General features: G+C 44.4%; 23 protein-coding genes. 7 read left to right on the top strand and 16 right to left on the bottom strand.

All coding sequences use genetic code 11. The annotated features are described in order from the left end of the window. Nucleotides 1-30: 30 nt before the first annotated feature. Nucleotides 31-639: a DUF2087 domain-containing protein gene (locus tag WH37_RS20360; RefSeq protein WP_046232472.1), complete on the bottom strand. Its 609-nt coding sequence runs from the start codon at nucleotides 637-639 to the stop codon at nucleotides 31-33. A 230-nt stretch (nucleotides 640-869) separates the two neighbouring features. On the opposite strand from WH37_RS20360, the gene WH37_RS20355 reads away from it, so the two are divergent. Further along, on the top strand, nucleotides 870-1,643 hold the full coding sequence (locus WH37_RS20355; protein ID WP_046232471.1) for a hypothetical protein: 774 nt from the start codon (nucleotides 870-872) through the stop codon (nucleotides 1,641-1,643). Here WH37_RS20355 and WH37_RS20350 read toward each other — a convergent pair. Both WH37_RS20350 and WH37_RS20345 read right to left on the bottom strand, forming a co-directional pair. After that, a complete protein-coding gene (locus WH37_RS20350; protein WP_046232470.1) occupies nucleotides 1,640-2,416 on the bottom strand; it encodes a uracil-DNA glycosylase family protein in 777 nt (258 codons plus the stop codon). The genes WH37_RS20355 and WH37_RS20350 overlap by 4 nt on opposite strands. A 14-nt stretch (nucleotides 2,417-2,430) precedes the next feature. Continuing rightward, a complete protein-coding gene (locus tag WH37_RS20345; RefSeq protein ID WP_046232469.1) occupies nucleotides 2,431-3,036 on the bottom strand; it encodes a TetR/AcrR family transcriptional regulator in 606 nt (201 codons plus the stop codon). Nucleotides 3,037-3,126: 90 nt separating this feature from the next. On the opposite strand from WH37_RS20345, the gene WH37_RS20340 reads away from it, so the two are divergent. After that, complete coding sequence (locus tag WH37_RS20340; RefSeq protein ID WP_082110927.1) at nucleotides 3,127-4,149, top strand: alpha/beta hydrolase; 1,023 nt, start codon at nucleotides 3,127-3,129, stop codon at nucleotides 4,147-4,149. 136 nt (nucleotides 4,150-4,285) lie between these two features. On the opposite strand, the gene WH37_RS20335 is transcribed toward WH37_RS20340, so the two are convergent. The 13 genes from WH37_RS20335 to WH37_RS20270 all read right to left on the bottom strand — a co-directional run bounded on the left by WH37_RS20335 (nucleotide 4,286) and on the right by WH37_RS20270 (nucleotide 18,335). After that, nucleotides 4,286-4,846, bottom strand: a complete 561-nt coding sequence (locus tag WH37_RS20335) for a GNAT family N-acetyltransferase (RefSeq protein ID WP_046232468.1) — start codon at nucleotides 4,844-4,846, stop codon at nucleotides 4,286-4,288. An 88-nt stretch (nucleotides 4,847-4,934) separates the two neighbouring features. Next, entirely contained in the window at nucleotides 4,935-5,276 is a 342-nt protein-coding gene (locus WH37_RS20330) for a hypothetical protein (RefSeq protein ID WP_046232467.1), read from the bottom strand. A gap of 171 nt (nucleotides 5,277-5,447) precedes the next feature. After that, the gene (locus tag WH37_RS20325) at nucleotides 5,448-6,416 is read right to left on the bottom strand and encodes an ETX/MTX2 family pore-forming toxin (protein WP_046232466.1); all 969 of its coding nucleotides are present in this window, start codon (nucleotides 6,414-6,416) and stop codon (nucleotides 5,448-5,450) included. Nucleotides 6,417-6,670: 254 nt separating this feature from the next. Then, nucleotides 6,671-7,360 carry a response regulator transcription factor gene (locus WH37_RS20320; RefSeq protein WP_046232465.1) on the bottom strand — a complete coding sequence of 230 codons (690 nt, stop codon included), beginning with the start codon at nucleotides 7,358-7,360 and terminating at the stop codon, nucleotides 6,671-6,673. A 100-nt stretch (nucleotides 7,361-7,460) separates the two neighbouring features. Beyond that, complete coding sequence (locus tag WH37_RS37270) at nucleotides 7,461-8,345, bottom strand: GNAT family N-acetyltransferase (RefSeq protein ID WP_331458066.1); 885 nt, start codon at nucleotides 8,343-8,345, stop codon at nucleotides 7,461-7,463. A gap of 117 nt (nucleotides 8,346-8,462) precedes the next feature. Then, nucleotides 8,463-9,524 (bottom strand): HD-GYP domain-containing protein, encoded by a 1,062-nt coding sequence (locus WH37_RS20305; RefSeq protein WP_052737103.1) that lies wholly within the window; start codon nucleotides 9,522-9,524, stop codon nucleotides 8,463-8,465. 204 nt (nucleotides 9,525-9,728) lie between these two features. Then, on the bottom strand, nucleotides 9,729-10,145 hold the full coding sequence (locus WH37_RS20300) for a GNAT family N-acetyltransferase (RefSeq protein WP_046232464.1): 417 nt from the start codon (nucleotides 10,143-10,145) through the stop codon (nucleotides 9,729-9,731). Between the two features lie 237 nt (nucleotides 10,146-10,382). Then, complete coding sequence (locus WH37_RS20295) at nucleotides 10,383-12,329, bottom strand: AraC family transcriptional regulator (protein WP_046232463.1); 1,947 nt, start codon at nucleotides 12,327-12,329, stop codon at nucleotides 10,383-10,385. 129 nt (nucleotides 12,330-12,458) lie between these two features. Further along, entirely contained in the window at nucleotides 12,459-13,328 is an 870-nt protein-coding gene (locus WH37_RS20290; RefSeq protein WP_046232462.1) for an aldo/keto reductase, read from the bottom strand. Between the two features lie 102 nt (nucleotides 13,329-13,430). Next, a complete protein-coding gene (locus WH37_RS20285) occupies nucleotides 13,431-13,847 on the bottom strand; it encodes an RrF2 family transcriptional regulator (RefSeq protein WP_046232461.1) in 417 nt (138 codons plus the stop codon). A 133-nt stretch (nucleotides 13,848-13,980) separates the two neighbouring features. Continuing rightward, nucleotides 13,981-14,439 (bottom strand): OsmC family protein, encoded by a 459-nt coding sequence (locus WH37_RS20280; RefSeq protein ID WP_046232608.1) that lies wholly within the window; start codon nucleotides 14,437-14,439, stop codon nucleotides 13,981-13,983. A 110-nt stretch (nucleotides 14,440-14,549) separates the two neighbouring features. Further along, nucleotides 14,550-16,106 (bottom strand): ABC-F family ATP-binding cassette domain-containing protein, encoded by a 1,557-nt coding sequence (locus tag WH37_RS20275; RefSeq protein ID WP_046232460.1) that lies wholly within the window; start codon nucleotides 16,104-16,106, stop codon nucleotides 14,550-14,552. 252 nt (nucleotides 16,107-16,358) lie between these two features. Next, nucleotides 16,359-18,335: an AraC family transcriptional regulator gene (locus WH37_RS20270; protein WP_046232607.1), complete on the bottom strand. Its 1,977-nt coding sequence runs from the start codon at nucleotides 18,333-18,335 to the stop codon at nucleotides 16,359-16,361. A 266-nt stretch (nucleotides 18,336-18,601) separates the two neighbouring features. Between WH37_RS20270 and WH37_RS20265 the strand changes: the two genes are divergently transcribed. The 5 genes from WH37_RS20265 (at nucleotide 18,602) to WH37_RS20250 (ending at nucleotide 21,539) form a co-directional block, all read left to right on the top strand. After that, nucleotides 18,602-19,261, top strand: a complete 660-nt coding sequence (locus WH37_RS20265) for a bifunctional transcriptional activator/DNA repair enzyme AdaA (protein WP_082110925.1) — start codon at nucleotides 18,602-18,604, stop codon at nucleotides 19,259-19,261. Continuing rightward, the gene (locus WH37_RS20260) at nucleotides 19,258-19,806 is read left to right on the top strand and encodes a methylated-DNA--[protein]-cysteine S-methyltransferase (protein ID WP_046232459.1); all 549 of its coding nucleotides are present in this window, start codon (nucleotides 19,258-19,260) and stop codon (nucleotides 19,804-19,806) included. Before WH37_RS20265 ends, WH37_RS20260 begins: the two co-directional genes overlap by 4 nt. After that, nucleotides 19,799-19,939, top strand: a complete 141-nt coding sequence (locus WH37_RS35670) for a hypothetical protein (protein ID WP_156182345.1) — start codon at nucleotides 19,799-19,801, stop codon at nucleotides 19,937-19,939. The genes WH37_RS20260 and WH37_RS35670 overlap by 8 nt, the downstream gene beginning before the upstream one ends. A gap of 136 nt (nucleotides 19,940-20,075) precedes the next feature. Continuing rightward, nucleotides 20,076-20,414 (top strand): VOC family protein, encoded by a 339-nt coding sequence (locus tag WH37_RS20255; protein WP_046232458.1) that lies wholly within the window; start codon nucleotides 20,076-20,078, stop codon nucleotides 20,412-20,414. A 192-nt stretch (nucleotides 20,415-20,606) separates the two neighbouring features. Next, nucleotides 20,607-21,539, top strand: coding sequence for a prenyltransferase/squalene oxidase repeat-containing protein (locus WH37_RS20250; RefSeq protein ID WP_046232457.1), 933 nt, complete (start codon nucleotides 20,607-20,609; stop codon nucleotides 21,537-21,539). Nucleotides 21,540-21,677 lie beyond the last annotated feature (138 nt).

Raw genomic sequence — 21,677 nt, 5'->3', positions numbered from 1 at the left:
ACCTTCTTTAGCTTAAAATGGGGCATATTCTCACGCTAGATTTTCCCATTTCGCCCACATCTCAGGCGGGTTCAATTCGTAAATTTCGTTCTCTCTGAACATGAATTGGTGCATGATAAATTCCCTGCGTATGGTGGCGAAATCTTCATGATAACTTTTAATGAACGCATTGATTTCCTTTTCGCTGTATTTGCGCCCTGTTTCTAGTTGAGACACTAGGTGCTCCAATACGATCAGCTTTTTCTTAAGCTGCGCGGGTACGTGCTTTAATTTATTGTCTAATGTGAAAAAGTTTTTAACGACAGACTGCTGAAGCCGCTTGTTTTTGTCATCCTCCAAAATATCCACACCTCCTTTTGCATTTGTGTTTTTGTAAATTAACTCTGCAGCAGCAGTGGCACTACTTTTAATGAAGTAGTGATTTAAAGAAAAGAAGATCGTGTTTTTATCTCTTCGCTCATTAATCAAGCTTGCTTCACGCAGCTTTGCAGCATGATGGGTTATCGTAGCTGGAGAGACACCTAGCTTTTCTGCTAAAACCTGGCCATTAAGCTCTCCTTCCGATAGCAAAATTAATAGTTTGATCCTGGTTGGATCTGCAAGCGCTTTATGGTAAGCGACTACTTTGTCCAATTGCATCTACTTCCACCTCCAGACCGAATGTCAGACGCGTCTTATTTAGCTCATATCTAATTTAATAATTATCTAATTAGATGATATCCTAATTAGATTCACAAAGTCAACAGACTAGGACATTTATGTGAATCTTTTAGGCGGCCTGTTTTGCTTTTAGCTCTGATCGTTTACTATAAGAGTAGAATCCATTTCATAACCACAAATTAACCAACAGGTCGGAGGTACACTGCCGGATGAACATTCCTGAAGCCTTTATTAAGCCGTTTCCCGCTTATGAGGATGTTTTCTATGACGATATTGAAAAGCATCGCCAGCACTTTTTGCCCCTTTGCTCGATTCATTTAAAATGCATCGATCCCGAGCTTGATGAGTGGCTGCATATTATATCAGCCAAGGAAATTTATGATGGCTGTGTGGGTGACAGCACGAAAAACTACCATACCCTTTTCACGAAAGAAGATATGCTAGGTTTTGATGTAATAGATGGGAAATACAAATTTGAGGCAGACTGGAATTACTTCACCTTGCATCAGCAGAAGCATTCAGCAGACAGTGAAATCGATGAGGATTTGAAGGCTGCCTATGCGCAAAATGATTTGGATTATCAAATCCGCAAGCAATATTACCAAAACAATCAGAAGATTTACCCTTACTCCCGATTTAGCGAACAATTCGCCTCTGCTGAGGAACTGCTAGCGGATTTTAACAAGAAGCAAGCGGATGGGTGGGGACTAAGCTATCCCGAAATTAATGGCATATGGGACGATATCGCGTTTATGTCCGATGAAGCCCAAGCATTTATGCAAAAATATAATGAATCGATAGAAGAGCTCCGCAAGTTTGAAAACACCAATCTATTTCATGTCCCCAAAAAAGCAAACGGGGAAGTCTTTGATTATATCGGCTCCTTAACCGGGTATTATTTTCAGGCTTATGGCGCGGATAATATATTTTTGTTCTATGATAAAGAGCTGCGCAAGGCTGTCATTTGTTTTGAATACACCTAAGCCAGCCCACTTCGTTCAACAGCAAATGCGGCGACCTTCGCCTCCATCTGCTCTCTCGCATCAGCGAACTGCTTGTGTCGGTGGCCATTGGCTCCCGAAGGATGGGGAAATCCCCATAAGCAGCGCTTATCCTCTAGCGTATCCCCCAGTTCCTTGCTGCTAACAAGCTCTTTAAGCATCGTTTCCACCGTTTTGCCTAAAGGTATAATAAGCGGCATATGCAACTGGTTTAGCTCAGCCTTAATAAATTTCAGTGCATAATTATGCAGAAAAACATTGCCAGCAAGCGGGGGCTTATGCCCCGTGTAGTTTTTCCCAGCTACAAATACCGGATATTTGAGCAGCGAAGTCGTATGCAGGAGCGGATTATTTTCAGCAAACAAAGCCTCGCTGTCTGGAAGGCCAAAATACTCCGGCAGCTTCAGGCTGTCCAGCATTTGCATCAGGTTGCGGCGCATCGCACCGGAAAATCTGGCGGCGATTTTGGCAGCTTTGCACACCTCGTCCGCCGGTTTATTTTGCTCCAAAGCGAGCTTTGCCGTCCGGTAGGCCAGCTCCATCTGGGTCCAGCCGGGCGTGATGCCGACAATTAAAAGGCTCGCCGAGCTGTTCCGGTATTCATTGTGAGGAGCATAGAACATTTCAACCTCCCCTTCCCGGTCGATCAGCAAATCCGGAACGAGCAAATCAGCAGGCTCATATCGCGGCTTCAGCGGCAGCGATCTTATAAACGGCTCATAATGCAAATATTCAGTGGATAAAGACAATGTCATTCTTCCCCTCTCTGCTATAATTCACCTGATTGTCCGCATAACATGTTCAAATGCTGGTCTAAAATTTCCTCCAAACGCTGCGCCGACAGCCGCCCTGGCTGCATGAACTGATGAATGGCTAGTCCATCCACCAGCGCATACAATTTTTCTGCTTCCAGTTCACTATTTATTTCGGGTTTTGCCAGCTTATGATCAAGCAGCGACTGGATAACAAACTCAGATACACGGTACAAGCTTGCCTGCATCTCCTCGCTTAACGGGCGAAGCTCAGGATGAATCCGTGCTTTGGCGTTAAAGGAATACCATACCTCCATTTCAACCGTTCTTTCCTCATCCATCGGCAATAGGTGCAGGAGCAGCCTCTTCAAATCGTGCAAAATGGCCCCCTCAAATCGAAAAGCCTGAACCCTCTCCTCTACCCGCTGGACAAAAATATTCATGCAAAACGCATACAGCTCCACCTGTGAATGAAAATAGTGGCGCAGGGAACCGGCAGACAATCCCGCTTCCACAGCCACGTTGCGAACGGTCGCTTGCTCAAGTCCTGCTTGCTGTATAAGCCGTAAAGCGGCTTCGGCGACGAGTTGTTTTTGCTTATCGTGATCTACTATTTTTGGCATAGTCCTATTATAGCTTGTTTTCTTTTATAATACACCGTGCTATAATCTTTTTAGTACAATGTATTAAATAAAAAAAGGAGCTTCCCACTTATGAATCTCACACCTCTCACGTCCACAAGCAAGAAAGCAACCGGGCGGAAACGATGGAAAAAGCTAGCCCTCCTCACATCCGCTGTCTTCCTCCTGTTAATCAGTTCGGGCTTTATCTATGAATGGATAGCTTCTGAGCAAGCTAGCAAAAAATATGCTCCTCCTGGTCAACTGGTTGATGTCGGTGGCCATAAGCTGCATATCAAGAAGGCTGGCAGCGGATCACCTACCATTCTTCTCGAAGCGGGAAGCGGAGAAACCAGCCTATCTTGGCGAGATATTCCCGAGCAGCTTGCCTCTTTCGCAACCGTTGTCAGCTATGATCGGGCTGGCTACACATGGAGTGAAACCGCTACGAAGGCGCGGAGCGGGGAACAGATCGTCGAGGAGCTGCATACTGCGCTTGATGAAGCAGGCATGAGCGGACCCTATCTCTTGGTAGGACATTCCTTAGGCGGCATGTATGCCCGATTATTCGCCCAAACCTATGCAGACGAGGTTTCTGGATTAGTGCTTGTTGATGCAAGGCCGGAAAATGATGAGCGGGAGACATTGCCTATTTTAGAACAGGAGAATTTTAGCGGCAATCCGCCCGTATGGATGCTGAAGCTGCTCAAAAGCTCGGGGGCTTTTCGATTATTTGGCGATTTCCTGCTGGAAGGCTTGGTCGCTCCAGAGGATCGGCAGCTTTTTATTAACGTCATTGCAACTCCCCGTTATTTTGAGGCAAAGGAAGCAGAGGCCGAATTGGCCTATTTAACGGAAGATGCCATTCGCGGACAACAATTAGGAAATCTCCCCGTGAAAATTATCGCCCGCGGTGTTCCGCAAGACTATGCCAGTTTCGGCATTTCAGAGGATGGCGGCAAAAAGCTGGAGGATATTTGGCAAGCGGGGCAGCGTGAAATGCTGAATATTTCTTCGGACAGCGAGCTGATTATCGCCGAAAAAAGCGGCCATATGGTCATTCACGACGAGCCGGAGCTCATCATTCAGACCATCCGCAGCATGCTCAGCCGTTGATGGCTGGGATTTGCTAGCTTATAGATGATGGAGCCGCCAATCGGCAAGCGTTGCGCAGCATTTCCAATGCAATATGTAACATGCAACTTGCGAATCGCAAAATACGGAATGCTTGCCGAGTGGCGATATCGTTCGTTCAATGGATCCTTACATCTGGAAGCCGCTTTTCATAAATGCTCCATCCACCCGCTTCGCCTTTGTAGGTATAACCGCATTGCTTATAGAAGCGGTTAAGCTTTTCATTGTTTGCGATACAATCCAGCTTCATTCGGTCTTTACCGGCAAATTGGATCCCCCGTTCAGCCCAAGCCATAATGTCGCCGCCGAGTCCTTTGCCGGAAAACTGACGATTAACGACTAACCGATGCAAAAAGACTGCGTTTCCCTTGCCAGCCTCCGCTTCGCCCCAAAGCTTACGATCCCACTCGCTTGGCTCCTGCTGCAAAATAACAGCGCCCGCAAGCTCCTCTTCCCCTGCTTTGCGAAATGCAAAAACCTCGCCACGAGCAATCGCTCCCTTAAGGTCATGGCTATCCTCTCCTTGAAGCAGGCCGCCCCACTGAATGGAGCCCATGCTGTTCAGCCAACGAGCCGTTTCCAAAATCAGCTCGCGTACCGCGTCCTCGTCCTCGGGACCAGCTTGAACAGCATATATGTCGTCGTTAACGGACGGATTGATTATTTTGATATTTGCCATCATGCACCTCGTTAGCAGAAATTTTTAGGGTCATACCTTTATAATTAGGCTAGGATTTAAATATAACATAAGGCATTCGACGAATAAATTATTTATCCTTTTCGCCCGGTATATCGCCTTTCTTTTCCTGCGGCTTTTCAAATTCCTGTTCAAACTGCTGTTCAATTTCCTGATTCATTTCTTTCATTTCCTGTTCAGTTAATTGATTCACCCTATTTAGCTCCGCCTCAACCTGAAAATCTTCCGCTTCTTCCTTGCCCATCAGCCCTAAATGGCTTCTAATTTCTTGCAAATTTTTGTTGATGTGAAGCGTTTTGCGATAATTCAAAATTACAACAGCAAAAGTAATGCTCCAGATTAAAATCGCTCCAGTGGGCACAAAGCTTGAAATGAGCAGTGCAATTAAACTTAACACCACGACATAGATCACAGGCATCCACCTCATGTTTTCTTTTTAAAGATAGTTTAACTTAATTTCAATCCATGAACTACCTACTTCCATCCTGAACGAAAATAAAACGATAGCAGGCAAAAAGAAGCTACCGCCTCCTTCTGCCTGCTATCGTTCATCTTTATTTTATGATGACATGGAATACATAAGCTATACGATCGTTTTATATTCGGTATTAACGGTAAACGTGTTCACGCCGGTATATTTGCCTGAAGCCATTTCGGTTTTTTTCTCATTCGGATACTCTACTTCAAATGTCACTGTATAAGGCACATCAATAACGCCCTGCAATAATATAGCGGAAACCTCGATGGATGTATTCGCTGGCAAAACAACGGGGACCTGCAGCGAAACCTCCTGTGACTCGTCTTGGGTTTTGGATTCCGAATAGCTGCGCGAGCCCTCTACCGAGATTTTCACACCCGTATCGCCTACAAGCGGCAGCCCTGCTTTAAATTCAAGCGTTTCTGATACCTTCAGTCCTCTCTCCCATTTGAAATTGTACGTATGGCTTTTGGAAAATTTCAATGTAACTTGCTGCGTTTGCTGGATATTCGAATGATTGGTCACAATCTGTTTGGCTGCTACGATCGGCACACTATTAATCACAATTGAGCTGTCCATTTGAAATTCCATTTTCTTGACCGTAATCTTCTTGCGATCGGGTACGAAAACCCATAATTCATTGACCTGACCGCCAGACCATTCCCAAGTGACAAGCGAGTTGCCGTCTTTATAAGGCCCATTGCCGGGAATGTTCAGCTTCTGTTCCCAATCCACATAGCTGTTAATCGCATTGTGCGTACCGGCAACATTGTCGTCGCGCCAAACCATGAGACCATTGACGTCCGCTTCTGTAACGGGCGCCTGATAAATCTTTGAGCCCTGCGTGGAGTCCTTTCTTCCGATGCATTTTCCCGTCGCTTTGTTAACTAGCGCATAGGCATTGTCATCTCCAGCGCGCACCTTTCTTTTTTCCCACAATTGATGTTCATTTCCATACACCTGTGGCGAAATCGTTACCCCTTCTCCACTGCTTGCCGCTGTAATAACGAGCAGCTTATTTTCCGAAGTCCTCGCCTTTAAAACAATCACCTGATATTCAATCGCATCCGCCATAACCTTCATCCACCTTCCACTCGATTTGATAAAGCTTCCCCGTAGTCATCTATTCAACGTTTGCAATCGTGGATGCTCGCAGCTCTTTGACTTCTTATCATTAGCTACATCTTGGAGTAGATCACTTAGAGGATCTAGCTACTACAGAATAATGGTAGAATGTGTCAGGCGTATGGCAAAAAAATATAAGGGATTAGATTTGGCTCGCTAAATCCGACATTTTGTGACTGGAAGTGCAAAGCAGCAGTCAGTGATTAATTTTCACGATTGGTATAAAACTGGTACCCCTTTCCCCGCAAGGTACGAATTTCTCCTTCTTCTGGAGGCAAATGCAGCAGCGCCTGTCGCAAGCGTTTAATGGCATGATCCACAGCCCGGTCACTCCCATCATAGCCGATTCCCCATACCTGCTCGATCATTTGCTCCCGATTAAAAATTTGATTAGGATGCTCCATTAAAAAATGCAGCAGTGCAAAGTCTTTCGGCGTTATTGATAGACATACTTCATTCAAATAAACGCTTCTGTCGTTTAAATTGATTTTCAGACTGCCGTACTGGATCTGATTTCCCGCAATTAATGCATGCGTACCTCTGCGCAATACAGCTTGAATCCGTGCTACCACCTCCTGCGGCTCAAACGGCTTGGTGATGTAATCATCCGCGCCGCTGTTCAGCCCAGCCAGGCGGTCACCAATCTCCCCTTTAGCTGTGAGCATAATGACCGGACAGACGCTGCGCCGCCGTACTTCCCGCAGCACCTCCCAGCCATCCATTTCCGGCAGCATGACATCAAGCAAAATAAGCGCGGGTTGAAGCACGGCCAGCTTCTCCACCGCCTCTTTCCCTCGGTCAAAAATAATGCTCGCAAAGCCTGCCTTTCGTATATACGCCGCCAAAACGCGGGAAATAGCCGGCTCGTCTTCGACGATCATAATCGTTTGCAAGGTTAGGCCTCCTTGGGGAAGTAGGATTTCTTTTGGCAGCAATGGCAGGGTTGGCGTATGGATGAAGTTAGTTTCTCCAATCGAAGCTTACTGGAATGTTTCAGCCCTTTGTGTTGTGCGAAAAATAGGCAGCCAATATACTAAGACTTTCCTCCCGTAATATCCCAGCTGTGATATCAGGCTTATGGTGAGAATTTTCAAATACAATTTGAGAGCATGGACTTCCCTGCTCGCCCAATATACTGCACAACTCCATGTTGCTGGCGCTATAAACCAGCCGTCCCACATTTGTCCAAACCATCGCACCGCTGCACATATAACAAGGCTCACAGCTCGAATATAAGGTGTATTCATGCAAATCCGTAATGTGGGTTTCTTCGCAAAATCGCCGCAGCAGCCCAGCCTCTGCATGGAAAGTTGGGTCGGTTGCCGAATAAATTTGATTTTCATTTGTAAATACAATTTCCCCGTCTTTAACGAGTATGGCTCCAAAAGGTTCGTTTCCGTGCTCAACCGCGAGCTTAGAAAGCTTAATTGCTTCTCTCATAAAAAGCTCGTCTTGACTCATATTCATTTCTCCTTTTATGTGGCGTTCCATCACAATATAATCTTTGCCGCTTTTACTGAAGGTGGCGTCCGTTTTAGAAAGCCCGAATTTCTCATAAAACGTTGCTTTATCCATTCTTGCATTGCAATATATTCGTTTAACGCCTAGGCGCTCTGATTCACTGAGTGCGTAATTCAGAAGTTTGCTTCCATAGCCTTTATTTTGATGACGGGATAGAGTAGCAAATTTTCTAAACTGAGCATGAACGCCATGAATAAAGATGGACACCACCGAGACAAGTTCTTCCTCTTCAAAAAGTCCATAGTGAGTGCCCTCGCCGTCCTCTTTAAGCTTTATAAAATCGAAATCCTTATCCGGCCACATGACCTGATGACGTAATTGCCAAGCTTGCTCCTTCTCTATGATTCTAATTTCCAAGTTAAATCAAACCTTTCATTGAGCTCAAATACTATCTATTTTAACACATACAAACCATAAAAAAATAAGGGGCCTTCTTGGCCCCCCGCGTAATGCTTAATTTATATGCCAATCCTCTTATCCGACAATTTCAATGATTTTAATATCTTCAAACTTACTAAGATCAATAAACTCGTGGTTTTCAAGCGCTATAAATGGTCGAGTCGGGTAGTTATAGTTGTTCAGTAAAATAGTTCCTCTTCGATTGTCTGATAAAACAACCTCGCAACCGATTTGGGTGGAGAGAAGCATATCCAGCAACGTGAGCCCAATTACCGAATCAAAGCGATTTAAAATAATTTGTTGATGAATTTCTTCGATGACTTCAAAAAATTGAAGCGCAGCCCTATAGGGTCTTTCTGAGATGATAGCCATATAAAAATCTGTCAAACCTACAATTTTGCTAAAACGATCCAGCCCCTCCCCCTTCAGACCACTTGGATAACCGCTGCCGTCCTCTCGTTCATGATGCTGAAGAGCGACCAGAGCAACCCGAGGTTCAACGCCCGATTGGAGTAATAGCTCGTGTCCGAGAATGGTGTGCTGCTTTATAATCGCATATTCATGAGTGTCTAACCTTGACTGTTTGGTAACGATTGCGGTGGGCAACTTGACCAGCCCAATATCGTAAAGACTCGCCGCAGTCGTAAGCAACGCCAATTCGTTTTCTTCCAGACCAAGCCGCTTACCTAAAGATGTTGCAATAACGGCCGTTCCTATGCATTGCCTATACCTGTAATCGTCCTGTTCCTTTAGCTCGGAAAATAACTGAAATAGATTATACCGCTTCGCTATTTCCTTTATAAAGGGAAGAACTTCTCGTTCAAGCTCCTCGATAGGAACAATCCCGTTTTGGCGAACGAACTGATCCATATCATTAAAATGTTGCTTAGCCTTTTCATATGATTCTCGAATGGATGGCTTTTGTTTAGGTGTATGATCAGAAACTTCCTGATTCAGCTCAGCAGCATTCGCATCAATAGTTGTGACTTCCCCGATTTGGATTTTAAATTTAGCAAGTCTCTCGGTGTGACTTTTTAGAAGAATAGTTCCCTTTCTGATTAAAAGCGTTCCCTTTGTATCGCGGATGCTTTTCGTTAGTATTTTACCGATTAATTGTTCATAATCTTTAACTAACAATGATAGTACCTCCCAAGTGGATTACCTATTCTCTAATATGGATTCCTGAACACAGGATAAAAAAATATTCGGAATTATATCTGGAATACATTAGAAAAATAATGAAAATGATCTTTAAGGATTATTTTTCTAAAATTAATCATTAGTTAGATCATGACTTTATAATCATACCCGTGTTTATCCTTCTAGGTATTAAGACCCGATTCATAAATCAGAAAGCCTCTTAGTAAGTATGATTTCCAAAGGCTCATCTTCAAGTATTAAGCACCCTGAATCTCGATAACCTAATTTTCTATAAAAATGCTGAGCCCCTTCATTAGCTAAAGTAGAGGTCATAACCAAATTAAAACCGAGCTTCTTCATTTCATCCTCCCAAAAAAGAACTGCTTTCTTCCCTAATCCTTTACTTCGATAGGTATCATCGATCCAAATCATATTCATAAAAGGCGTGTTGTCCCAAAAATAGCTGTGCCGCATCCACCCAACGGTAAGAAATTCTTCATTCTGCAGAATGTAGATTTCATTCCCCCTAATTTTCGGTAAGATTAAGTTTTCTAAGATGTGATGGTCATGTTTTCTAATATATTCGTAGTGCGAATCATTTGCAGCAATAATCCTCATTATAATTACTCCTCTACATTATTTAATTACATTATTATACACCTGTTCACTTCCCTAGAGGACATAGAAATTTAATAAAACTCTCCAGCCAATTAGATTTTTTTAGCTTCGTTAGTCTATATGAAATATTATAAAATTTTTCTATAAAAAGAATAATATAATGCATAATAATCGTCTGTTCAAAGAAAAAAGCTCCTGCTCATACTACGGGCAGAAGCTTTAATACCATATTCTTGATCATTTGTTCTGGGGTGCATTCGTCAGCCAATCAGCCAATTCTTCTGTCTGCATCAATATCGACAGCGGGTCAATAAAATAAGAGCGAATGTTAGACCAGGCATAAAGTCTGCCATTTTTGACTGCTTCCAGCCGTCCCCAGATTGGATCCTCACGAAGCTCCTCCAATGACCTCTCCGTAGTCAGGATAATATAGTCTCCAGCATATTGCTCCAATACTTCCATTGATATATCCTTGTATTTATCTTCCTTAACTGCTTCATCATAGGATGGGGGCGATATCCGTCCTAGATTCTCATAAATAACTTTTCCGCCACGGCCAAACTCACTGCCATATATACTTAATGTTTTGTCTGTCTCCTGCATGATACTAAAGGTTGCATCTGCGGGTATCACTGCTTGGACCTTGGCACTAGCAGCGGCGATTCGCGCATTATAATCGGCTATCCATGAAGAGGCCTCCTCGTCCCGCCCAAGCAGATCTCCAAAGAACTTAACTTCCTCCTCAATGGATGTGAAGTTTCCATAGGGAATGGCAATCGTTGGAGCAATTTTACTGTACTTTTTATATTCTTCCTCCTCCGAGGTCATGACGACAATCAGATCTGGATTAAGCTCAATCAGCTTTTCAAAAGAAACATCACTGCCGGAAGAACCGACAATCTCAATATTGTCCGTTAAACCGTTGAAATAAGGATTATCCATGATGCGTGTCGTAGAGGCGATTGGATTAACCTTCACGGCTAGCAGACTGCTCAAATATTGAATCGCCACAATGCGTTCGGGCTTTTTGGAAACTTCCACTTCGCCGAAGGCGGTATTCACGATCTTGGTGTCTGTTATTGGTGTCGCTTTCTGAGTTAGTGCTGAAGAATTAGAGCCAGCAGCGGCGGTTTCCGATGGGGACTGTAGATTCGTATTTCCCCCTCCGCAAGCTGTAATCAATAAGGCCATACAGATAAGAAGTGCTGCCATCATATTTTTTCTGGATGTTCGGTACATGTAAGACTCTCCCTTTTCTTTATAGTGATAACAATTATCATTATCACTATAGCATGAAGCGATGGACTCTGACATGGACAATCCCCACTTTTTATATGGATTAAACCGAACACCCTCCTTATCCGACAGCTTTTTTTTGAAATGGCTGGGGGAAAGGCCAACGTTCTTTTTGAAAATGCGGTTGAAATAAAACACATCCTCATAACCTACACTTTGGGCTATGTCACCAATCGAAGCATCTGTGTTTTGCAGCATATGACACGCTTTTTCAATACGAAGCCCTATTAGATAATCAATCGGACTGTGCATCGTCAATTCCTTGAATCTACGGGCCAGATATTGGGGATTGAAGCCAAACCTCTTCCCTAGCAGCTCCAGCGTCAATGGCTCATCCACATGCTCATGCATATACTGAGCTACTTGCTTAACTACCTCTGTAGGAAGGGGGTCTATTCCTAACTGCTGCTTTTGCTGAAGCATTTCCAGAATAAATGGTAAGAAGAGTGTTTTTGCTAAAAATTTTTCTTTCTCCGTCGATCGATTCCATGCGGCCTCCATCCGCTGTAGAATCTGATAAAGCCCTATAGGCTGCGCGGGTGCAAAAGCAAATATTTGCTGAAACGGCGGGATTCCTCCCTTGTCCAGAAAATGCCTTCGGCGCAGCGGAAACTCGCCACGATAAAGCACCATATAATATTCCAAATATTCCGCTGCTTCAATATCCAGCCGCACTCCTTTGCAGCCATGCAGACAATGAAAATGTTCAACAGGATGATTAAGTCCATCCATCCGTATCTTTGCTTTGCCCTTATATAGAAATAAAAAAGCACTGGCAGGCAGACGGTAGCCGCTTCTGAACTCTCCTGCACCAAGAGTATGCAGACGGATGTCAGCCAGCTCAATATGTATGTGATTCCAAACCTTGTATTCTTCTTGCTGCTTCATCCTAAGATAAATACTCCTTCCGTAATCGCTTTATTAACTTGGATGGCTTAGGCTTGCATACCTGCCCTGAGTATATCAGTTTCGCCAACTCTTTCAAAGACTGCGCTTATATACTGTTATTCGACTACATTATTTCATAAAAATCTTCATCAATTTATTATAGATTGGATGAATGATATAACCCGTTGGATTAATCGAATACCTTTTGCCTATATTCAGCTGGTTGATCTGCTCCATTTCATCACTAGTCAGCTCAAAATCAAATATCTGGCTATTTTCTTTCATTCTTTTTGGGCTTGATGATTTTGGAATAACGATGATGCCTCGTTCCAAGTGCCAACGTAAAATGACTTGCGCCACTGTTTTATGATGATAAGCAGCGATTCTTTTTAATTCCGGGTGCTCCAATAACACCTTATTCCCTTGCCCTAGTGGCCCCCAAGCCTCATGCAAAATCTGATGTTCATTGAGAAAGTTATGCAGGTCAATTTGCGCAAACTCTGGATGCGTCTCAATCTGATTGATCATCGGCGGGATTTTAGAATGTTTCATTAATCGTTCAAGGTGCTGAATCTCAAAATTAGCAACGCCAATCACTTTGATTTTCCCTTCAGAATACAGCTCTTCCATAGCCCTCCACGTTTCTAAATAATGTGGTGCGGCAAAATGAATCAAGTACATATCAAGATAATCTACATTCATCTTTTTACAAGTTTGTTCAAAAGCCTTCTTTGTCGCTTCATAGCCATGATCCGTATTCCACACTTTAGAAGTAATAAAAAACGCCTCGCGCGGCAGTCCGCTTTTCTGAATCTCTCTTCCTAAAGCTTCCTCATTGCCATAAATTTTAGCGGTATCGAAATGCCGATATCCGATTCGAATAGCTTCGCTGATCGCCGTTTCAAACTCTCTTGCTTTCGTTATTTTGTATACCCCAAACCCCAATTGTGGAATTTCAACCCCATTAATCGCTTTTACTGCTCTATTTTCAAAATTCATTGTACTGCTCCTTTCGTTTGTTAAAATCAAAATGAGATATATAAAATATATTGAATATAAATTATATCTAGTTTATTCAAAAAAGAGAAGTTAACCGTTTTTTTAATTCAAAAAGTCGGTTAACCTTACTTCTTTCAAATGATTCTGCATAGCCATCTCAACTGTTTGTAGACTGGTGGCAATCTTTTGTTTTACTGCGTCTACTTCTTTTCCTTGAAGTGTGGTATCGGTATGGAGCTTGAACAGCGCTTTGCCAGGTTCAACTGCTAGAAAAACATCCAATAACGTAATTTCTGCCAAAGGCCTTGCCAGCAGTATGCCTCCCTTCGCTCCTTCTTTAGCAAGCGTCAGCTTAGCATTGTTCAGATTCCTGATGACCTTAACCGTTGTTGGAACCGGAATATTTAATTGCTCAGAAATCACTTTCGTAGATAGAAAGTTAGAGCAGTTCTCCTCCGCAATACTGTGAATATAGAGCAATATGGCAATTCCTTGCGATAGAGCTGTGGAGTATGACATTTTTAACTCATCCTAACTATTGGTTGTTCTGAGTATACTATATATCATTTATATTTAGTTTGCAACAAATAACTCTATAGACTATTAATTTATGCAAACATCTTTAATGACAGGTTGTCCAATATTCAGCACATTACACCGCGTTACCCCCTATTGTCACAATAGTAGGCTGCGTCTCTATGGAGACATTGCCAGCAACGGCTCTGGAGATCATACAGGACTCTTCTGCCCTATATGCCAGCCGCTCGGCCTTCGTCCGTTCCGCCTCTGATGCATCCGCTTTGAGCACAATTCGCGGTTTGTGTATTAACCGTTCGTATGTAAACACATTATTCGTTACATCTACAATCGCTTCAGACTCCAGAGTCAGTTCCTGCGGTGTAATATCCGAACGCTCGAGCATCGCTGCCAGAGTAATCAGATAACAGGTCGCTGCTGCCCCCAGAAGCATTTCGTCAGGGTTGGTACCTGTTCCTGGCCCGCCCATCTCCTGCGGAATCGAAATGATCGTTTTTAACCCGCCGGCATTGATATGTCCTTCACTGTTACGTCCACCATTCCATACCGCTTTCAGATGAAAAGGGTGTTTCATCTCCCTCATTCCTTTCGATATCTTCGATTCAAGCTCGGATACATTGTATAGATTGTTCATTCCTCCAGTAAAAAAAAGCTGCCTCTATGAGGGCAGCCCTGTTTTACCATTTAAAATACTTTCGTCGTCCAATTTTCGCAGTTCCACGTATCCGTCACAATATCGCGGTAAAATTCAGGTTCATGGGAAATCAGCAAAATGCTTCCCTTATACGCTTTAAGCGCACGCTGCAGCTCATCCTTGGCATCTACGTCGAGATGGTTGGTCGGCTCGTCCAGCACGAGCAGATTCGTCTCGTGGTTGATTAGCTTGCACAAGCGGACTTTGGCTTTCTCTCCGCCGCTTAGCACCACGATTTTGCTCTCAATGTGCTTCGTTGTCAGACCGCATTTGGCAAGAGCCGCGCGAATTTCAAACTGCGTAAAGGATGGGAACTCGCTCCAAACCTCTTCAATACAGGTGTTGTTGTTCGTTTCCTTCATTTCCTGCTCGAAATAGCCGATTTCCAGCAGATCCCCCAGCCTTGCTGAACCTGAAATAGCCGGTATTTGGCCGAGGATGCTGCGCAGCAGCGTTGTTTTACCGATCCCGTTCGAACCGACCAACGCTATTTTTTGTCCTCGCTCCATGCTTAAATTCAAAGGCTTCGACAGTGGTGAATCATAGCCGATTACGAGATCCTTCGTTTCAAAAATCACCTTGCCGGAAGTGCGCGCCGGCTTGAAGTTGAACTGCGGCTTCGGCTTTTCCCTGGCGAGTTCAATAACATCCATCTTATCCAGCTTCTTCTGACGGGACATCGCCATATTACGCGTAGCCACGCTGGCCTTGTTGCGTGCAACGAAGTCCTTCAATTCTGAAATTTCCTGCTGCTGCCGCTTAAAGGCGGATTCAAGCTGTTGCTTTTTCGCCTCGTACACCTGCTGGAAATACTCATAATCCCCCACATAGCGCGACAGCGACTGATTTTCCATATGGTAAATCAGGTTAATGACGCTGTTCAAGAACGGAATATCATGCGAGATTAAAATAAAGGCATTTTCGTATTCCTGTAAATATCGGGTAAGCCATACGATATGCTGCTCGTCGAGATAGTTGGTAGGCTCGTCAAGCAATAGGATATCCGGTTTCTCTAGCAGCAATTTGGCGAGCAGTACTTTGGTACGCTGACCTCCGCTGAGATCATGAACATCCTTGTCTAAACCGATATCCGTAAGACCAAGCCCGCGAGCCGTTTCATCGATTTTGGCGTCGATCATATAAAAATCCTGATTCGTTAGCGTGTCCTGAATCGTTCCGACATCCTCCAGCAGCTGCTCCAGCTCCTCCGGAGAGACATCACCCATTCTGCCGTACATGTCGTTCATTTCCTGCTCCATATCGAACAGATATTGGAACGCACCGCGTAGAACATCGCGCATCGACTGTCCCTTTGACAGCACAGCGTGCTGATCCAGATAGCCCGTCCGCATGCGTCTTGCCCACTCAACTTTACCATCGTCCGGCTGAAGCTTGCCTGTGATGATGTTCATAAAGGTAGACTTACCTTCACCGTTGGCACCTATCAGACCGATATGTTCGCCCTTTAGAAGGCGGAATGATACATCGCTGAAAATGGCCCGGTCTCCAAACCCGTGACTCAGCCGCTCTACATTTAATATGCTCATGAATAACACCTATTCCTTTATTAAAGTATACTCGTCAAATTATAAAGGTTATAGCCCCACAACTCCATACCGATTTTAAAAATAATAAAGAATCTGGGCCAAGGTGAAACGGCTTTCGCCGTCCTCTGGCGGCGAAAGCCGTTTCATTCCGAGAAATATAGAGAAAGGATGGAAAAATCATATACTTTCCTATATTTTAAAAAAACCAGAACCGCACACCCACGGTTCTGGCTTCTACCCGTCAAACACCCATTATTCCCCAATAAAACTCTCCACAACAAACTCCAACTGCGCGTCCAAAGACACAGGGTCGCTAAACATAAAGCCTCTGCCTTTTTCGCGGAAAACGCGATTGTTTTTGACTGCGTCCAGCTGCTCCCACATGCTGCCTTCAAAAATAGCTTCTGGATTGTCCTTGCCTGTCCACTCGTTTATAAAAATATAATCTCCTGCATATTCGGGCAGCAGCTCCAGAGACAGCTTCGCCCAGCCTGTACCGCTGTCGATCGCTTCCTTCTGAATAATGGGTGGCGCCTTCAACTGGAATTCGCCATAAATAATCTCGCCGCCTCTTCCCAGCTTATTGCCGTAAGCATAAAACTCTTTAGCGCTGCCAGAGTCAAAGATAGCAACGGTTTTGTCACCCACAGCCGCTTGCACCTTCGGTTTGTAATCGGCTATCTTTTTATCCCAAGCCGTAATCCAGGCATTAGCCTGATCCTCCCGGCCCGTCATTTTCCCGAATTCCAGCAGCTGCTGCCTTACAGGCACGCCATAATCGACAACTACAGTCGGAGCAATCTGGTTCAGCTTCTCGAGCACAGCCGGGTCATTCCATACGATAATGAGGTCCGGCTGCAGCTCCAAAATCTTTTCATACGCGATGCCATCGCCTATACTTTCGACCCCATCCAGCTTTCCTTCCGTATAGCTGTTGAAAGCTTCTTCCCCCGCACCAACCGGCTTAATGCCGAGTGCCAGCAAATGGCCAACAAAGGCGCCCGCTATGATAACGATACGCTGCGGATTTTTGGGAATTTTAACTTCGCCATTTACTGCCGAATAAGTCACCATTTCCGCTGCGCTCGCTGCACCACCGTTTGATGCTGAGGCCTGCACTTGAGCGTTTCCATCTGCCGTTGCTGCTGGTGCAGGTGACGCAACTGATCCATTATTGGAGCTGCCTGCTCCTGAGCAAGCGCTAAGTAGCAGCGTAAGGCATAATAGTAAAGTGACCCCCATAGCTGATTTGTTTCTGTACATCGATAAATCTCCCTCTCTTTTATATCGATAATGGTTCTCATATCCACTACCAATAATATAACGTTGCAGCCTGCGCGGGAAAAGGGACGATCCAACCCTAATGATAGGATAATCGAACCCCGCTTTCTTTGCTTTATGCTGATCCTTGAATTGCTTGGGAGTCATTCCGGTATATTTTTTGAAAATCCTCGTGAAATAGGATACATCGTCATAACCGACACTGGCAGAAGCCTCCTGCACGGTCATATCTGTTTTGCACAGGTATTCCATGGCTTTGTTAACACGCTCTCTTATCACATAATCAATCATGCTTATGCCCGTTTCCTGTCTAAATTGTCTGGATACATAGGGGACGCTGTAGTGAAAAATCTGCGCAATTGATTCCCGGGTTAAAGGCTCTCTGTAATGCTCCTGAATATAACGAATGACCTGGGCTGCGAGATTAGGTCTTTTCATGCCAATTTGCTGATGCTCCAGCTGCCATAGCAGTTCATAAACAAATTGATAAAACAACGTTTTAACATGAAATTTTTCTAACGTGCGCGAGCTCTGCCATTCTTTCAGCATATTATCCACCTTGTCAAATAAAACAGCAGACCGCAGTGGAGCCAAACCATATTGCAGTTGAAACGGATTATACCGCTCCATGAGATACAAGATTTCCCGTTGACCAGTCGATGGAATCGTTGCTCTATAGAAGATCAAATAATATTCAAACTCCGCTTCCGTTGGGAAAATATCCAGACAGGTTCCTTTTCCACCATGCCATAGATGGAATCGCTTCGCGGAATGTTCGATCCCGTCCAGCAGCACCTGAGCCTCGCCGCGAATGGCATATAGGAAGACACTTGACGGAAAGAGGTACGACCGCAATTCCTCGCCATGCATCATGCTGAAGTGCCTTACGTCAATAACCTTGATAGCAGCAGCATTCCATAGCTGGATATGCTCTTCCGCATTGATCATGACAGTCAAGTGATAAGCCCCTTTTTATGTAGAATCTTATGTCTAATTTTAAATTATTGAGAACTATTATCAATATCGAAAATTATAATTCATTTGCCCGCAAACCTCAATGGATTTGGCTGAGTTCAAACGAAAAAAGTCCCCTATCGCCTTGTATGGCAGCAATGGCCCAATCAGGCCTTGTAATTTCGTTATCTTGCTATTACATTCCAAATTGCGCACAAAACCTCCGCTCGCGGTTATACTAACCTTAGAGGTGAATGAGCATGTCCGACGAATGGAAGGCAAATCTGGATCAGATTTCTCACGGTCTGCGCGATATGGACGAGCCAATCCCGCCTGCACCTGTGTCTGATGAACAATGGCAAGCCATCATAGGCAATGATCCTTCATGTGACGGTCAATTTTATTACGCTGTAAAAACGACGGGCATCTTTTGCCGGCCGTCCTGCAAATCTAGACCACCCAACAGAGAGAATATCGGCTTTTTCCTGACTGTAGAGCAAGCGTTGGCTGCCCAATTCCGTCCCTGCAAACGATGCAAGCCGACAGGGCAACGGTTGCCTGATGAAGAATGGATCGCGATGGTGAGCGAATATATAGAACGAAACTACAAAGAGAAGTTAACACTGTCTACCCTTGCTGCCATTTGTCATGGCACGCCATATCATCTGCACCGAACATTCAAAAAAGTAACGGGCAAAACACCCGTTGACTATATTCAGCAATTAAGAATCGAAAAGGCTAAGGCGATACTCCTATCATCACCTACACCAATTGCAGAAGTAGGCGAATGTGTCGGCTTGTCCAATACGCCATATTTTATTACCTTGTTCAAGCAGAAAACCGGACATACACCAGAAGGTTACCGACAGTGGCATACCAATGGCGGGATAACAACAAATAAAGGAGATCATCCAAAATGACGAATTCAATTAGCAGGGCCATATACTGGTCACTGTTTAGTTATGAAGATTGGAACCTGCACGTTGCTGCTACAGACGAAGGGCTTTGCTTTGTAGGTTCCCAAAACCATCCATTTGAAGAGATGGCGAAATGGGCAAACTCACGTTATTCGCACTGTACGTTGATTCACGATGATGAAAAGCTGCTTCCGTATAAGGCTGAGCTAGCTCAATATTTGCAGGGAACGCTTGAAAACTTTACGGTCCCTACCGTATTTCAAGGAACGCCTTTCCAAGAGGCAGTATGGCAAGCCCTATGCAGCATTCCGTACGGACAAACCCGCTCCTATTCGGATATTGCCGCACATATTCAGAAGCCTGCAGCCGTTCGAGCAGTTGGTACGGCCATTGGCGCAAATCCGGTACTCATTACCGTTCCTTGCCATCGCGTGATTGGCAAGAACGGAACACTCACTGGTTATCGGGGTGGAATAGATATGAAAACAAAGTTGCTGCAGCTGGAGGGTCTCCGCACCGGTGCGAAAGGGAACCTTCAACATGTCTAGTGAGATTGGATCATCCATCAGCGAACTGGACTGGGAAGCGCTGCAGCAATCGCTTGATGAGCACGGCTATGCCAAGCTCCCACGTTTGCTAAGCCCCGCAGCCTGCATGAGCAGTAAATTGGAGGGTGATTAGAATTAGTTATATGACGGGTTTGCACATGAAAACAACATATATAAAAACCAAAAGATTATCACTTGCATTAATTTGGTATGATTAGAGGGTAAGAAACTTTAAGGAATAAATCACTAAGAAAGAGGAGGAGTAACCTTTGAAACTAAACCATCTCAATCTCACGGTCACCGACGTTAAAGCTAGTGTAGATTTCTTGGTCAAATATTTCGGATTGCAAATCGGGAACACACGCGGCAATGCATTCGCTGCTCTATTTGACGACGGTGGGTTAGTGCTTACCTTGATGAAAGGTGATCAAGTCCGTTATCCCAATACCTTTCATATCGGCTTCATTCAAGAAAGCGAGGATCGGGTAAACGAGATCAATCAACGCATGAAGGATGATGGGTTTGATGTGGAATCCCCACAACGGTCGCACGGTTGGACGTTCTATGTCCAAGCGCCTGGTGGATTTACTGTCGAGGTTCTCAGTTAATTGATTACACTGACGGGGAACGATAGCTCAATAAATACAAGAAGGCAGCCGATCAACGTGATGGGCTGCTTTTGTTCAACTAACGGGCAGGATAGTTTAATAACATATCGATTGTTGAAGCTTGGAAAGGAATACGACGTGAGGTATTTGCTAAACTGAGTGAGGTAGAAGTACTTAAAAAGGAGGTACCAGATGGAAACTAATCAAACTATTCGACTGGCAATCGAAGAAACTATACAGTTTCTTGAATTTGCACCGCATTTTACGGTGGCTCACGGCGAGTGCACTCGTCGAAAATGGGATGGAGCTTGGTGGCATATGGCTGCTCTTTATGAAATGGGAGAGGTGAAACGGATCCCCCGGTCCGCTATTGAAAGAGCTAAACATCTACTCAAAACCCAGGTCTGGCCAACTTTCATTATATCCGCCAATGACCATCCAATAAGTGAAAGTGATAAGATGAAGATGGATTGCTGCCATTGTGAACTTGCCGTGTACTATATGATTCTAATGGCGTATGGTTGTGATTTGGACAAGGAACTACCTTGGATTCGAGAATGGCTCTTAAAGCATCAGCTACCTGATGGTGGACTGAACTGCGATCCTGAAGCTTATACTCATTCTAAAAAAAGCTCTATTGTTTCAACATTGCCTCCGCTTGAAGCTATCTTATGGCATACTGACCGTGAATTTACTGAACAGGAAGCTGTTTTCTTAGACGAAGGTGCACGTTATTTAATTGAACATCGTCTTGTATGTTCTAAACAAAATGGGGACGTCATCGATATGGAATGGCTGAAGCCTTGCTTTCCAAGGTTTTTTGAATATGATATTTTGCGCGGCATGTCATTCTTGGCAGAATGGTCCCGGCGTAGGAACAAACTGCTACCGGTCTGGCTGTTTAGAGAAGGATTGGAACGCTTGAATACATCTATGACAGCAGAAGGCTTGCAAGTCGGTAGACAAGTGTTTGATCCCCAAGGCCCGTGGGGTGGACAAACCTTTTCCTTGTTAGAAGCAACGGCCGGTATTGGTGTCGTTTCGCCTTATCTAACTAGACAATTGGATCGAGTGTTCGAACGAATGGGCCCGGAATATACCTCAAGATTTCCTTTAGAAAAGTGATCTGGTCGAAAGGGTAAGAACCAGGATGAAGAATGCTTAAAAATTTCAAATATTTAAGTGACTTGTCTAATTGAGCTCCCTCGGTAAAATGTAGTTTTCTCACGAATGCTCGCTTATTCGCAGGATCTCTCCAATAGA

The organism is Paenibacillus algorifonticola, assembly GCF_000971975.1.
GTDB classification, from domain to species: domain Bacteria; phylum Bacillota; class Bacilli; order Paenibacillales; family Paenibacillaceae; genus Pristimantibacillus; species Pristimantibacillus algorifonticola.
The sequence above is the reverse complement of the archived record's forward strand: the minus strand, read 5'-3'. Positions and strand labels throughout refer to the sequence as shown.

Excerpts from the sequence above, each read along its gene's own strand:
- WH37_RS20360 (WP_046232472.1), bottom strand. The coding sequence starts at position 639 with ATGCAATTGGACAAAGTAGTCGCTTACCATAAAGCGCTTGCAGATCCA.
- WH37_RS20355 (WP_046232471.1), top strand. The coding sequence starts at position 870 with ATGAACATTCCTGAAGCCTTTATTAAGCCGTTTCCCGCTTATGAGGAT.
- WH37_RS20350 (WP_046232470.1), bottom strand. The coding sequence starts at position 2,416 with ATGACATTGTCTTTATCCACTGAATATTTGCATTATGAGCCGTTTATA.
- WH37_RS20345 (WP_046232469.1), bottom strand. The coding sequence starts at position 3,036 with ATGCCAAAAATAGTAGATCACGATAAGCAAAAACAACTCGTCGCCGAA.
- WH37_RS20340 (WP_082110927.1), top strand. The coding sequence starts at position 3,127 with ATGAATCTCACACCTCTCACGTCCACAAGCAAGAAAGCAACCGGGCGG.
- WH37_RS20335 (WP_046232468.1), bottom strand. The coding sequence starts at position 4,846 with ATGGCAAATATCAAAATAATCAATCCGTCCGTTAACGACGACATATAT.
- WH37_RS20325 (WP_046232466.1), bottom strand. The coding sequence starts at position 6,416 with ATGGCGGATGCGATTGAATATCAGGTGATTGTTTTAAAGGCGAGGACT.
- WH37_RS20300 (WP_046232464.1), bottom strand. The coding sequence starts at position 10,145 with ATGAGGATTATTGCTGCAAATGATTCGCACTACGAATATATTAGAAAA.
- WH37_RS20295 (WP_046232463.1), bottom strand. The coding sequence starts at position 12,329 with ATGAAGCAGCAAGAAGAATACAAGGTTTGGAATCACATACATATTGAG.
- WH37_RS20290 (WP_046232462.1), bottom strand. The coding sequence starts at position 13,328 with ATGAATTTTGAAAATAGAGCAGTAAAAGCGATTAATGGGGTTGAAATT.
- WH37_RS20285 (WP_046232461.1), bottom strand. The coding sequence starts at position 13,847 with ATGTCATACTCCACAGCTCTATCGCAAGGAATTGCCATATTGCTCTAT.
- WH37_RS20280 (WP_046232608.1), bottom strand. The coding sequence starts at position 14,439 with ATGAAACACCCTTTTCATCTGAAAGCGGTATGGAATGGTGGACGTAAC.
- WH37_RS20275 (WP_046232460.1), bottom strand. The coding sequence starts at position 16,106 with ATGAGCATATTAAATGTAGAGCGGCTGAGTCACGGGTTTGGAGACCGG.
- WH37_RS20270 (WP_046232607.1), bottom strand. The coding sequence starts at position 18,335 with ATGATCAATGCGGAAGAGCATATCCAGCTATGGAATGCTGCTGCTATC.
- WH37_RS20265 (WP_082110925.1), top strand. The coding sequence starts at position 18,602 with ATGTCCGACGAATGGAAGGCAAATCTGGATCAGATTTCTCACGGTCTG.
- WH37_RS20260 (WP_046232459.1), top strand. The coding sequence starts at position 19,258 with ATGACGAATTCAATTAGCAGGGCCATATACTGGTCACTGTTTAGTTAT.
- WH37_RS35670 (WP_156182345.1), top strand. The coding sequence starts at position 19,799 with ATGTCTAGTGAGATTGGATCATCCATCAGCGAACTGGACTGGGAAGCG.
- WH37_RS20250 (WP_046232457.1), top strand. The coding sequence starts at position 20,607 with ATGGAAACTAATCAAACTATTCGACTGGCAATCGAAGAAACTATACAG.